This window comes from Rhodococcus sp. NPDC003383 (genome assembly GCF_053589115.1).
The window spans coordinates 1-12,921 of record NZ_JBSFRG010000020.1; the positions used below are offsets into that span (position 1 = coordinate 1).

At 69.6% G+C, this 12,921-nt stretch carries 11 protein-coding genes; 3 read left to right on the forward strand and 8 right to left on the reverse strand.

The features are described from left to right. Window positions 1–57 precede the first annotated feature (57 nt). Window positions 58–1,494: a type I glutamate--ammonia ligase gene (gene glnA / locus ACWDTS_RS17770; RefSeq protein ID WP_450110265.1), complete on the reverse strand. Its 1,437-nt coding sequence runs from the start codon at window positions 1,492–1,494 to the stop codon at window positions 58–60. Between the two features lie 211 nt (window positions 1,495–1,705). On the opposite strand from glnA, the gene ACWDTS_RS17775 reads away from it, so the two are divergent. Further along, window positions 1,706–2,182, forward strand: a complete 477-nt coding sequence (locus tag ACWDTS_RS17775) for an RDD family protein (RefSeq protein WP_450110266.1) — start codon at window positions 1,706–1,708, stop codon at window positions 2,180–2,182. Between the two features lie 77 nt (window positions 2,183–2,259). On the opposite strand, the gene ACWDTS_RS17780 is transcribed toward ACWDTS_RS17775, so the two are convergent. From ACWDTS_RS17780 to ACWDTS_RS17800, 5 genes are all read right to left on the reverse strand, one after another. Beyond that, window positions 2,260–3,000, reverse strand: a complete 741-nt coding sequence (locus ACWDTS_RS17780; RefSeq protein ID WP_450110267.1) for a DUF4191 domain-containing protein — start codon at window positions 2,998–3,000, stop codon at window positions 2,260–2,262. A gap of 58 nt (window positions 3,001–3,058) precedes the next feature. Continuing rightward, window positions 3,059–4,069 carry a lipoyl synthase gene (gene lipA, locus ACWDTS_RS17785; RefSeq protein ID WP_450110268.1) on the reverse strand — a complete coding sequence of 337 codons (1,011 nt, stop codon included), beginning with the start codon at window positions 4,067–4,069 and terminating at the stop codon, window positions 3,059–3,061. 76 nt (window positions 4,070–4,145) lie between these two features. Continuing rightward, entirely contained in the window at window positions 4,146–4,925 is a 780-nt protein-coding gene (lipB, locus tag ACWDTS_RS17790; protein WP_450110269.1) for a lipoyl(octanoyl) transferase LipB, read from the reverse strand. Window positions 4,926–5,099: 174 nt separating this feature from the next. Beyond that, window positions 5,100–6,830, reverse strand: coding sequence for a 2-oxoglutarate dehydrogenase, E2 component, dihydrolipoamide succinyltransferase (gene sucB / locus ACWDTS_RS17795; protein ID WP_450118725.1), 1,731 nt, complete (start codon window positions 6,828–6,830; stop codon window positions 5,100–5,102). Window positions 6,831–7,093: 263 nt separating this feature from the next. Continuing rightward, the gene (locus ACWDTS_RS17800) at window positions 7,094–8,608 is read right to left on the reverse strand and encodes a leucyl aminopeptidase (RefSeq protein WP_450118726.1); all 1,515 of its coding nucleotides are present in this window, start codon (window positions 8,606–8,608) and stop codon (window positions 7,094–7,096) included. Between the two features lie 99 nt (window positions 8,609–8,707). Here ACWDTS_RS17800 and gcvT point away from each other — a divergent pair, with 99 nt between their 5' ends. Continuing rightward, entirely contained in the window at window positions 8,708–9,808 is a 1,101-nt protein-coding gene (gene gcvT / locus ACWDTS_RS17805; RefSeq protein ID WP_450118727.1) for a glycine cleavage system aminomethyltransferase GcvT, read from the forward strand. Window positions 9,809–9,840: 32 nt separating this feature from the next. Continuing rightward, window positions 9,841–10,953, forward strand: coding sequence for a branched-chain amino acid aminotransferase (locus tag ACWDTS_RS17810; protein ID WP_197254054.1), 1,113 nt, complete (start codon window positions 9,841–9,843; stop codon window positions 10,951–10,953). 98 nt (window positions 10,954–11,051) lie between these two features. Here the strand turns inward: ACWDTS_RS17810 and ACWDTS_RS17815 are convergent, their stop codons facing one another. Both ACWDTS_RS17815 and cobT read right to left on the reverse strand, forming a co-directional pair. After that, complete coding sequence (locus ACWDTS_RS17815; protein ID WP_450118728.1) at window positions 11,052–11,801, reverse strand: adenosylcobinamide-GDP ribazoletransferase; 750 nt, start codon at window positions 11,799–11,801, stop codon at window positions 11,052–11,054. Beyond that, on the reverse strand, window positions 11,801–12,919 hold the full coding sequence (gene cobT, locus ACWDTS_RS17820; RefSeq protein ID WP_450118729.1) for a nicotinate-nucleotide--dimethylbenzimidazole phosphoribosyltransferase: 1,119 nt from the start codon (window positions 12,917–12,919) through the stop codon (window positions 11,801–11,803). The genes ACWDTS_RS17815 and cobT overlap by 1 nt, the downstream gene beginning before the upstream one ends. Between the last annotated feature and the right edge of the window lie 2 nt (window positions 12,920–12,921).

Genomic DNA, 12,921 nt, shown 5'->3' on the forward strand with positions numbered 1-12,921 from the left:
CCCGGAGAGGGCGAGCGGACCGATTCGTGAATCGCTGTGGTCAGCGACCTACGCGACTCAGCAGTCGAAGTACAGCTGGAACTCGTAGGGGTGCGGACGCAGGTTGACCGGAGCGATCTCCTGCTCGCGCTTGAGCGAGATCCAGGTCTCGATCAGGTCGGTGGTGAACACGCCGCCCTCGGTGAGGTACTCGTGGTCCTGCTCGAGACGGTCGATGACCGCGTTGAGGGACGTCGGAGCCTGCGGGATGTTCTTGGCCTCCTCCGGCGGGAGCTCGTAGAGGTCCTTGTCGACCGGAGCCATCGGCTCGATCTTGTTCTTGACGCCGTCCAGGCCGGCCATCATCTGCGCGGCGAAGTTCAGGTACGGGTTGCCCGAGGAGTCCGGCGCGCGGAACTCGAGGCGCTTGGCCTTCGGGTTGTTGCCGGTGATCGGGATGCGGACCGCGGCGGAGCGGTTGCGCTGGCTGTACACGAGGTTGATCGGAGCCTCGTAGCCCGGCACCAGGCGGTGGTACGAGTTGATCGTCGGGTTCGTGAAGGCGAGCAGCGACGGCGCGTGGTGCAGGATGCCGCCGATGTACCAGCGGGCGACGTCCGACAGGCCCGCGTAGCCGGCCTCGTCGTGGAACAGCGGCTTGCCGTCCTTCCACAGCGACTGGTGGACGTGCATGCCCGAGCCGTTGTCACCGAAGAGCGGCTTCGGCATGAAGGTGGCGGTCTTGCCGTTCTTCCACGCCGTGTTCTTGACGATGTACTTGAACAGCTGCAGGTCGTCGGCCGCGGCGAGCAGGGTGTTGAACTTGTAGTTGATCTCGGCCTGGCCGCCGGTGCCGACCTCGTGGTGGCCGCGCTCGAGCTCGAAGCCGGCAAGCTGCAGGTTGGTGGAGATCTCGTCACGCAGGTCGACGTAGTGGTCGTACGGGGCGACCGGGAAGTAGCCACCCTTCGGGCGCACCTTGTAGCCGCGGTTCGGGGTGCCGTCGGCGTTGTACTCGGCGCCGGTGTTCCAGGAGCCGGAGATCGAGTCGAGCTCGTAGAACGCACCGTTCATCTTCGAGTCGTACGAGACGGAGTCGAAGATGTAGAACTCGGCCTCGGCACCGAAGTACGCGGTGTCGGCGATGCCGGTGCTGATCAGGTATTCCTCGGCCTTACGAGCGACGTTGCGCGGGTCGCGCGAGTAGGACTCGCGGGTGAAGGGGTCGTGGACGAAGAAGCTGACGTTCAGGGTCTTGGCGGCGCGGAAGGGGTCGATACGCGCGGTGGTGACGTCCGGGAGGAGGAGCATGTCCGACTCGTGGATGGACTGGAAGCCGCGGACCGAAGATCCGTCGAAGGCCAGGCCGTCCTCGAAAACATCCTGGTTGAATGCCTTCGCGGGGATCGAGAAGTGCTGTTCGATGCCGGGCAGGTCGGTGAAGCGGATGTCGACGTACTCGACGTTTTCGTCCGCGATGAACTTGATGACCTCTTCGGCCGTGGTGAACGCCACGCTTGTGCTCCTTCAGTCGGTGCGCGCCAGTGTGATGGGCGCCTGCGTCGAATGCAGACGGTATGGACTCGGTGTTGCCCGCCCATCAAACCCATGTTTCGCCAGTGTTACACCTCGCGTCGTCCTGCGGTGAGGACGTAGTTTGTGGTAGAAGTCACCGGCGGTGCACGGGCTCGCCCTTCTAGGGCGGTCCACAGCCTATCCTGGACGCATGGCACGGATGACGGGCAGTTGGCTTTCCGGTCCCTCGGCGGCACTGCCGAAGGACCAGCAGCGCGAGCAGGACTATCCCGGGCAGCTGCTCGGACTCCCGCAGAACGGACCCGGATCGCTCGCCACCACGGGCAAGCGTGTGCTCGCTCTGATGATCGACTGGTTCACTGCGATGGGTGTCGCGATGCTGCTCGTCGGCGAGAACCCGCTCGAGAGCCCGAACCTGTCCGCCTACACCCTGATCGTCTGGTTCGTCGTCGGCGTCCTGTGCGTGACGCTGTTCTCGTTCACCCCCGGCCAGTACATCGCCGGCTTGCAGGTCGCGCGGGTCGACACTCCGGTGCGGGTCGGCATCATCCGCGCCCTGTCGCGTCAGCTGCTGCTCGTGTTCATCGCCCCCGCGCTCGTCACCGACGTCGACAACCGCGGCCTGCAGGACCGGGCCACCCAGACCGCCGTCGTCCGCAGGCGCTAGAGCTTTCGGCCCCCGCCTGACACAACGAGAAGGGCCGCTCCCGTGATCGGGAGCGGCCCTTCTCGTTCGCGTTCTCGTCAGCGTCGGCGGATCGTGCGCTGCACGCTGCGCATCTTCGCGCCGGGCGGCAACGGACCCTTCGGCATCGCGGGACCGGACTTCTTGGTGCTCAGCGCCGACAGTCGGCCCTCGATGGCATCCATGCGCTTGGTGTCGATGTTGCGGGGAAGCTTCGACAGATGCTTCTGCAGCTGCGACAGCTTCACCTGGCCCTCGTCGTTGCCGACCACGACCTCGTAGATCGGGGTGTCGCCGACCAGTCGTGCCACGCGCTTCTTCTCCTGCGCGATGAGACCCTTCACCCGGCCGGGCGAGCCCTCACCGACGAGGATGACGCCGGGGCGACCGATCACGCGGTGCACGGCGTCGAGCTGGGTGGTGCCGGCAACGGCCTGGGTCACGCGCCACGCGCCCTGAAGGTTGTCGAGCGCCCACGCGGCCGCACCGGCCTGACCCTCCGCTCTCGTGTAGACCGTCTTCTGCACGCGGCGACCGAAGACGATGAACGCCAGCAGCGCGCCGACGATGATGCCGATCGGCAGGAAGAACCACTGCAGCCCGAAGATCAGGCCGATCAGGAAGAACACGACGATCGACGCGACGAGCACACCGATCATCCACGGCAGCAGAAGCTTGTCTTCTTTGCGCTGGATCTGGAAGGCCTGCCAGAGCTGCGTGCGCCGCTCCTTCGATGCCTGCTTGCGCGCGGCCTTCGCCGCGGCTTTCGCTTCCTTGGTGGGTTTGCTGCCGTTCGCCATGCTTATCAGGATACGTTCCCCGTGATGGCGTCCTCGCCACCACGGGTCCCGTCTCCGGCTACTGCCCGAAGCGGGCGAGAACCGAGCTCGCCTCCTGCGACGCGGTGCCCTCCTGCGCGAGATGCGCCTGGCCCGCGGGCAACTCGCGGCCGTGATGGGCCATCGCCTGCGCGTAGAGGCGACCGGCGCGATAGGACGAACGCACCAGCGGTCCGGCCATCACGCCCGCGAAGCCGATCTCCTCGGCGGTCTTCGAGTGCGCGACGAACTCCTCGGGCTTGACCCACCGCTCCACCGGATGGTGCCGCGGGGACGGACGCAGGTACTGGGTGATGGTCACGATGTCGCAGCCGGCGTCGTGCAGGTCGTGCAGCGCCTCGGTCACTTCCTCGGGGGTCTCGCCCATCCCCAGAATCAGGTTGGACTTGGTGACCAGACCGAAGTCGCGGGCGGCGGTGATCACGTCCAGGGAACGCTGGTAGCGGAACGCCGGGCGGATCCGCTTGAAGATCCGCGGAACGGTCTCGACGTTGTGCGCGAGCACCTCGGGACGGGACTCGAACACTTCCTGCAGGAGCTCGGGCTTGCCGTTGAAGTCGGGGATGAGGTTCTCGACGCCGGTGCCCGGGTTCAGTTCGTGGATCTTCCGGACGGTTTCCGCGTAGAGCCAGGCGCCGCCGTCGGGCAGGTCGTCGCGGGCGACACCGGTGATGGTCGAGTAGCGCAGGCCCATCGCCTGAACGGACTCGGCGACACGGCGCGGTTCGTCGCGGTCGAGGGCGGTGGGCTTACCGGTGTCGATCTGGCAGAAGTCGCAGCGTCGGGTGCACTGCTCGCCGCCGATGAGGAAGGTCGCTTCGCGGTCCTCCCAGCATTCGTAGATGTTGGGGCAGCCGGCTTCCTCACAGACCGTGTGCAGACCTTCGCTGCGCACCAGGCCCTTGAGCTCGGTGTACTCCGGGCCCATTTTCGCCCGGGTCTTGATCCAGTTCGGTTTGCGTTCGATCGGCGTCTGCGCGTTTCGGGTCTCGATCCGCAGCAGTTTGCGTCCTTCTGGGGCCACAGTCACGGATCCGATCGTACGCCCGGGGAAAGGTTCGGCCCCGGCCGGGGAGCGCCCGGCCGGGGCCGTCCGGTGGAAGCCGTCAGAACCGCATGGTGGTGAACTCGGGGCGCTGTGCGGGCGGCTCGGACGCGGCGACGGCCTGCTCGAACGTGACCCGCTCGATGTCGTGCTCGGCGACCGGAAGCTTCCCGTCGAGCGCATCGACGACCGCGGTCGTCACGGCGTCGGTCACCTCGTCGACGGTGACGTCGCGGCCCAGTTCGCCCGTCAGCGACGCGACGCCCGCGTCGCGGATGCCGCACGGAACGATGGAGTCGAACGCGTCGAGCGCGGAATTGCAGTTGAGGGCGAACCCGTGCATCGCGACGCCGCGCTGGACCCGGATCCCGATCGCTGCGATCTTTCGTTCGGGAAGCCACCGGCCGTCGCGCAGTTCGGCGGGCAGCCACACCCCGGAACGGCCCTCGACGCGTCCACACCGCAGTCCCATGTCGGTGCACACGGTGATCAGGGCCTGCTCGAGACGTCGCACATAGTTCACGACGTCGATCGGCTCGGCGAGCCGCACGATGGGGTACCCGACGAGCTGACCCGGCCCGTGCCAGGTGATCTTGCCGCCGCGGTCGACGTCGATCACCGGGGTGCCGTCCTTGGGCCGGTCGCCTTCCTCGGTACGCCGACCGGCGGTGTAGACGGGGGGATGCTCGAGCAGGAGAAGCGTGTCGGCGCCGATGCCCTCGGCGCGCTCGGCAGCGAGTTCACGCTGACGTTCCCAGGCTTCGAGGTAACCGATCAGCCCCAGGCGGGCAACGACGACGGGATTCGGATCGAGTCGGGCGGAAGCTGTGGCGCTGCTCATGTATGTCGACCCTACGCCGTCCGGTGAGCGGTCAGAAGGGGAGGCGCTTCGCCGAGGGAACGATTTCTCGGGCGCCTTCGATCGGTCGCGGAAACGCCCGTAGCGGGGCGATGCCGGTGCGGCATCGCCCCGCTACGTGAGGCTTTCGGTCACCCGCAGGAACGGGTCACCGGGTCACAGACCGAGATCGGCCTCGAACGCGCCCTCCTCGAGACGGTGCTTGACCGTGGTGAGGAAGCGGCCGGCGTCGGCGCCGTCGATGAGGCGGTGATCGTAGGTCATCGGCAGGTAGCACATCGACCGCACACCGATCGACTCGTTGCCCGCCTCGTCCTTGACGACGACCGGACGCTTGACGATCGCGCCGGTGCCGAGCATCGCCGCCTGCGGCGGAACCAGGATCGGGGTGTCGAACAGCGCGCCCTGGCTGCCGATGTTGGTGATCGTGAACGTGCCACCGGCCAGCTCGTCGGGCTTGAGCCCACCGTTGCGGGCGCGGTCGGCGATGTCGACGATCGCCCGGGCGAGGCCGCCGAGGGTCAGGTCACCGGCGTTGTGGATCACCGGGGAGAGCAGGCCCTGCTCGGTGTCCACGGCGATGCCGAGGTGCTCGGCAGCGTGGTAGGTGATCTCCTTCTTGGCCTCGTCGTAGGACGCGTTGATGTTCGGGTGCACCCGCAACGCCTCGACCACGGCCTTCGCGAAGAACGGCAGGAAGGTGAGGTTCACACCCTCGCGTTCGGCGAACGACTTCTTCGCCTGCGCCCGCAGCTGCGCGATCTTGGTGACGTCGACCTCGAAGGTCTGCGTGAGCTGCGCGGTGCTCTGCAGCGACTCGCGGGTCTTGACCGCGGTGATCTGGCGGATGCGGTTGACCTTCTGGGTCGTGCCGCGCAGCTTCGCGAGCTCGGGGCGGACACCCGGGGCGTTTGCCGGCGCCGTCGGCGCCGCAGCGGCCGGGGCGGCAGCGGCGGGAGCCTTCCCAGCCTGGGCCGCGGCGAGCACGTCCTGCTTGCGGATGCGTCCGCCGACACCGGTGCCCTTGACGGTCGACAGGTCGACGTTGTTCTCGGCGGCGAGCTTGCGGACCAGCGGGGTCACGTACGGCGTCGCCTCACCCGACGGCGCGGCCGCAGCCGGAGCCGCGGGAGCCGCAGCGGGCTTCGGCGCAGCCGGCGCGGGCGCCGGTGCCGGAGCAGCGGGAGCCTGGGCGGCCGGAGCCGGGGCAGGTGCGGCCGGAGCCGGAGCCGGGGCAGGTGCGGCCGGGGCCGGGGCGGGTGCCGCGGGGGCGGGTGCGGCTGCGGCGGGTGCGCCGGAGCCGACGACGGCGAGCTGTCCGCCGACCTCGACGGTGTCGTCTTCCTGGGCGTTGATCTCGAGGAGGATGCCGGCGACAGGGGACGGGATTTCCGTGTCGACCTTGTCGGTGGAGACCTCGAGGAGGGGTTCGTCGACCGCGACCTCGTCGCCGACGGCCTTGAGCCAGCGGGTGACGGTGCCTTCGGTGACGGATTCGCCGAGTGCGGGCATGGTGACCGGGGTGCCGTCCGCGGCGCCGCCCTGGGCGGGTGCGGGTGCGGCAGCGGCGGGGGCCTCGGCGGCCGGAGCCGGAGCGGCAGGTTCGGCCGCGGCCGGAGCCGGGGCGGCGGCAGGAGCAGAGGCCTCGCCGGCCTCACCGATGACGGCGAGCTCGCCACCGATCTCGACGGTGTCGTCCTCCTGGGCGACGATCCTCACCAGGACACCGGCAGCGGGGGACGGGATTTCGGTGTCGACCTTGTCCGTGGAGACTTCGAGCAGGGGCTCGTCGACTTCGACCGTGTCTCCTTCCTGCTTGAGCCATCGCGTGACAGTTCCCTCGGTGACGCTCTCACCAAGCGCTGGCATCTGGACGGAGAAGGCCATGTCTGTTGACTCCTCGACGGTTGTTTCGTGTGTGTTGAGTTGTACCGACTCGTGGTCGTCCGACCATTGTGTGGTCGTTGACTATTGTGCTCGAGCCCGAAGACTCGCGCGGGTACTTCGTTGGTGCGTACGGTCCACACCCGGCAGGCATGGCCTCGACCATCCTTGCACTGATCACTTCCGGGTGTACGGCGAGGGGCACGTCACGTTGCACCGGGCGCGCCTCCCGGGCACTCGAAGGCACCCGGAAGGCACGCCTGAGATCAGCCGTTGGCTGCGATGTCCTCGATGACCGCGAACATCGTGCGCACCGGCACACCGGTCCCGCCCTTGCCGATGTAGCCGAACGGACCGCCGGTGTTGAACGCCGGACCCGCCACGTCCAGATGCGCCCACTGCACACCCTCGGCGACGAATTCCTTCAGGAAGATCGCGGCCGCCAGCATCCCGCCCCACCGGTGCGGGGTGACGTTCGCCAGGTCCGCGACCCGCGAGTTGAGGTCGGCGCGCAGCTCCGCCGGCAGCGGCATGGCCCAGCCGTTCTCCCCGACGGACCGCGACAGCTCCGCGACCCGGTCACGGAACTCGTCGGTGCCCATCACACCCGGGGTGCGGGTGCCCAGCGCGACCATCTGCGCGCCGGTCAGCGTGGCGGTGTCGATCAGGTAATCGGGCTCGTCCTCGCAGGCACGCACGATCGCGTCGGCCAGGATCAGGCGGCCTTCCGCGTCGGTGTTGATCACCTCGACCGTCGTTCCGCCGTACTGGGTGAGCACGTCGCCGGGACGCTGCGCCGTCGACGACGGCATGTTCTCGGCCATCGGGACGGTCGCGGTGACGTCCGCGGCCACACCGAGCTTCGCGGCGAGCACGACGGTCGCGATCACCGCGGCCGCACCGCCCATGTCGGAGGTCATGTTCTCCATGCCCGCGGCGGGCTTGATGGAGATGCCACCTGTGTCGAACGTGATGCCCTTGCCGACCAGCGCGACCTTCGGGGCCTTGCGCTTCTTCGACGAGTAGCTCAGCCGCACCAGCCGCGGCGGACGCGACGAACCCTGCCCGACACCGACGATGCCGCCGAAGCCCTGCTTGGCCAGGGCCTTCTCGTCGAGCACCTCGACCTTCAGGCCCGCCGCGGTGCCGAGCGCCTTCGCGCGGTCGGCGAACTCCGCCGGGTACAGGTGACTCGGTGGGGTGTTGACGAATTCGCGGGCGGTGGCGACGGCCTCGGCGATCGCGGCCGACCGGGTCAGCGCGGCCTTGGTCTCGCGGGCACGGGGCGAGGCCACCAGGAACTCGATGCGGGCCGGCGGGCGCGCGTCGTCGCCCGGCGCGGACTTCGCGGAGCGGAACTCGGTGAACGTGTACGCGCCGAGGGCGAAGCCTTCGACGGCCGCACCGAGATCCACCTCGGACAGCGTCGTCGCGACGACCGCGGCACCGTTCAGGGCCCGAGCCGCGGAGCCGGCGGCGCGGCGCACCTGCTCGGCGTCGATCTTGTCGGCGGCACCGAGACCGACTGCCAGCACGCTCGTCACCGACAGCGCCGCCGGGGTGGGGACCCGGGTCAGTTCCTCGGACTTGCCGGTCGCGCCGACCGCGGTCACGGCGTCGAGCACCTCGCCGAGCACGGCTTCGTCGACGACGCCGCCGAGCAGCGCCTCGGGACCGTCGTCTCCGGACGTGAGTCCGATCACGAGAACATCGGCTCGTTTCGAGAGGGACCCGGCGAGAACGAGTTCCGGGAGGGTGGGAGCGGGGGCACTCACGGGCATCTCCTATGCAGAGGGTGGCGTTGTGTCGATGCTAGTGATCGTCGGGTTCGAAGCCGTGGAGGCGGTCCCGGCCCGGCACGTGGGATACCGTCATGCGACATGAGCGACCAGCAACTTCAGCAGGGCCCGATCCACGCCGTCCACGTCGAACTCGGTGCCACCTTCGCCCCGTTCGGCGGGTGGGAGATGCCCGTCTCCTATGCCGGCACGGTCGCCGAGCACACCGCGGTCCGGGAGAACGTCGGCCTGTTCGACGTCAGCCACCTCGGCAAGGCGCTGGTCGCCGGTCCGGATGCCGCGAAGTTCGTGAACTCGACGCTGACCAACGACCTGTCGAAGATCGGGCCGGGCAAGGCCCAGTACACGCTGTGCTGCACCGAATCCGGGGGAGTCGTCGACGACCTCATCGTGTACTACGTGTCGGACGACGAGCTGTTCCTCGTGCCGAACGCCGCGAACACCGCCGCGGTCGTGGCCGCGCTCGCGAAGGTCGCGCCGGCCGGTGTCACCGTGACGGATCAGCACCGCGACCACGCCGTCTTCGCCGTGCAGGGACCGAAGGCCGCCGACATCCTCACCGGTCTGGGACTGCCCACCGACATCGAGTACATGGCGTTCGTCGACGCCGAGTGGAACGGTGTGCCGGTGCGGGTGTGCCGCAGCGGCTACAGCGGTGAACGCGGCTTCGAGCTGCTGCCGCGCTGGGCCGACGCCGAGCCGCTGTTCCGCGCGCTCGTGTCCGCGGTGCAGGCCGCCGGCGGCCAGGTCGCCGGGCTCGGTGCCCGCGACACCCTGCGCACCGAGATGGGTTACCCGCTGCACGGACACGAACTGTCGACGTCGATCTCGCCGCTGCAGGCCCGCTGCGGCTGGGCCGTCGGCTGGAAGAAGCCGGAGTTCTGGGGCCGGGAGGCGTTGCTCGCCGAGAAGGAGGCCGGACCCGCACGCCGGCTGTGGGGTCTGCGCGCTCTCGACCGCGGTGTCCTGCGCCAGGACCAGACGGTCCTGCGCGACGGCGAGCGTGTCGGCGTGACGACCTCCGGAACGTTCTCACCGACCCTCAAGGTCGGTATCGCGCTCGCGCTGATCGACAGCGCTGCCGGTCTGTCCGCCGGTGACGAGGTCGCCGTGGACGTCCGGGGCCGGTCGTTGCGCGCCGAGCTGGTCGTTCCACCGTTCGTCGAGGACCACACGAAGTAGGGGAGCAGGGGCGTTCGATAGGATCGGCTTTCATGACCGGTGTCCTGGAATTCGCCCACATCCCGCATCCTTCGCCGACGACCCCCGAGCGTCGGCAGGAGATTCTGTCGAATCCGGGCTTCGGGAACTTCTTCACCGACCACATGGTGACGATCACCTACACCGAGGGAACCGGCTGGCACGACGCGACGGTCGAGCCGTACGGACCGATCCGGCTCGATCCCGCGGCGATGGTGCTGCACTACGGGCAGGCCATCTTCGAGGGACTGAAGGCCTACCGGCAGGCGGACGGGTCCATCTCGTCGTTCCGCGCGAACGCGAACGCGGCACGGCTCAACCGGTCCGCGGAGCGGATCGCGATGCCGGCGTTGCCGGAGGAGCTGTTCCACCGCGCCATCGTCGAACTGCTCGAGGTCGACCACGAGTGGGTGCCCAAGGCCGGTGGTGAGGAGTCGCTGTACCTGCGGCCGTTCGTGTTCGCGACCGAACCGGCCCTCGGGGTGCGCCCGGCCCACGAGTACAAGTTCCTGCTCATCGCATCCCCGGCGGGCGCGTACTTCCCGCGCGGTGTCAAGCCGGTGAGCGTGTGGCTCTCGCGCGAATACGTGCGCGCCGCGCCGGGGGGCACCGGTGCCGCGAAGTTCGCCGGCAACTACGCCGCGTCCCTGGTCGCGCAGGCCCACGCCGCGGAGCAGGGCTGCGATCAGGTGGTGTGGCTCGACGCGATCGAACGCAAGTACGTCGAGGAAATGGGCGGCATGAACCTGTACTTCGTGTTCGGGTCCGGTGCCGATGCCCGGCTGGTCACCCCCGAACTGTCCGGCTCGTTGCTGCCCGGTATCACCCGCGAGTCGCTGCTGACCCTCGCGAAGGACTCCGGTCTGGTCGTCGAGGAGCGTCGTATCAGCACGGACGAGTGGCGCGAGAAGGCCGCATCCGGCGAGATCACCGAGGTGTTCGCGTGCGGTACCGCGGCGGTCATCACCCCGGTCGGCAGTGTGAAGGACGCCGACGGGGAGTTCTCGATCGCCGGCGGCGAGCCGGGCCCGATCACGATGGCGCTGCGCGACACACTGACCGGTATCCAGCGCGGTACCTTCGCCGACACCCACGGCTGGATGACCACGCTGCGCGCCGCTCAGTAGCCGACACTGTACGAAGACGCCACGGGCGCGACCGTCACCGACGGTCGCGCCCGTTCCGTGTTCGTGGGTCTGCCGGGGAAGGTCGTCGGATCCGGGAGTCAGAGTCCGGCGCCGAGGGCGATCGCGACGGCGGTGACGGTGCCCTCGAGTGCCGCGCCGAGCACGTCGCCGTTCACCCCCTCGAAGCGGGCGACGCAGTGCCGCACGAAGAGTGCGGACAGCGCCAGCGCGACGAGAACCACGATCGGGCCGAGCCACGCGGTCCCCGGCACGCACCACACCGCGGCGACCGCGGCGAGCAGCGGCCAGCCGAACACGCTCGCCCACGACTGGGTTCCGGCGACGAGCGCACCGAACCCGCTCCCGGGGGACGCGACGATCCCGTTCCGGCACGCGAGGACCACCGCGATCCGTCCCGCCGCGACCGCGAGCACCACCGCCGGCCACGCGCGGGCCTCGGCGAGGATCCCGAACGACCACGCCTGCGCCCCGAGCACCACCACCAGGGTGGCGACGCCGAACGGTCCCGCACCCCCCGAGTGCATGACCTCACGGGCCCGCTCGGGCGGGCCGTAGCAACCCAGCCCGTCGGCGGTGTCGCTGAGACCGTCGATGTGCATGCCGCGCGTGGCGACCGCGAGGAACCCGACGCACAGCAATCCCGCGAGCGGGGGAGCGCACCCGGCGGCGAGCAGGAACCACAGCACCCCGGCCGCCGCGGCGCCGAGCAGTATCCCGGTGACCGGGGCGGCGCGGATCGCGCGAGCCGCCGACGCCCGGTCGATGTCGGCGGGACCGCGCACCGGCAGCACCGTCAGCCACGACAGTGCGAGCGGCAGCCCGCCCATCACTCGTCGCGCGGATCGGGAACGGTGGCCTCGTCGGAAGCCGTGTCGCGTCCGCTGATGCCGGCCTCGTCGAACGTGGCCATCTGTGCGAGCACCGTCACTGCGCCCTGCAGCACCGGCAGCGCCGCGACCGCGCCGGATCCTTCCCCGAGCCGCATGCCCAGGTCGACGATCGGTTCGAGATTCAGGTGACGCAGTGCGATCGCGTGCGAGGGTTCCGCGGACCGGTGCCCGGCCGCCCACCAGTCGCGAGCTCCGGGGGCGAGTTCCTCGGCGACCATCGCAGCCGCGGTGACCACGACACCGTCGAGCAGCACGGGGGTGCGGCGCACCGACGCCTGCGCGAGATACCCGGCCATCGCAGCGAAGTCCGCGCCGCCGGCCGTGCGCAGCAGCGCGATCGGATTGCGGGTGTGCGGGCGGGCGCGGCGCATGGCGTCGCGGATCGCGGTCACCTTGCGCATCCAGCCGGCGTCGTCGATGCCGGTGCCGCGGCCGACCGCGGCGACCGGCTCGGTGTTGGTGAGCGTCGCGATGAGCACGGTCGCGGGAGTGGTGTTGCCGATGCCCATGTCACCGGCGATGAGCAGGTCGGCACCCTCGTCGATCTCCCGGTCCGCGATCGCCCGGCCCGCGGCGATCGCCCGGAGCGTCTCGTCCTCGGTGAGCGCGTCCTCGCGGTCGATGGAGCCGCTGGACCGGCGGATCTTGAACTCCGACACCGACGGGTTCGTGTCGGAGTCGACGGCGATGTCGACGACCCGCACCCCGGCCCCGGCGACGGTCGCGAGGATGTTCACGGCAGCGCCACCGGCCACGAAGTTCGCGACCATCTGCGCGGTGACCTCCGCCGGATACGCCGAGACGCCGTGGCGGGTGATGCCGTGGTCCCCGGCGAACACCACCACGCGCGGTCGCCGGAACGGGTGCGGCGGGACTTCACCCTGGCAGGAGGCGATCCAGCAGCCGAGGTCCTCGAGTCGGCCGAGCGAGCCCGCGGGCTTGGTGAGTGCGAGCTGGCGGGCGTCGGCGCGCCGACGGACCTCCCGGTCGGGGCTGACGACGGGAGGGAAGGTGGCGTCGAGGCCGGGAGAGGTCGGCGCGGGTTCGCTGCTCACAG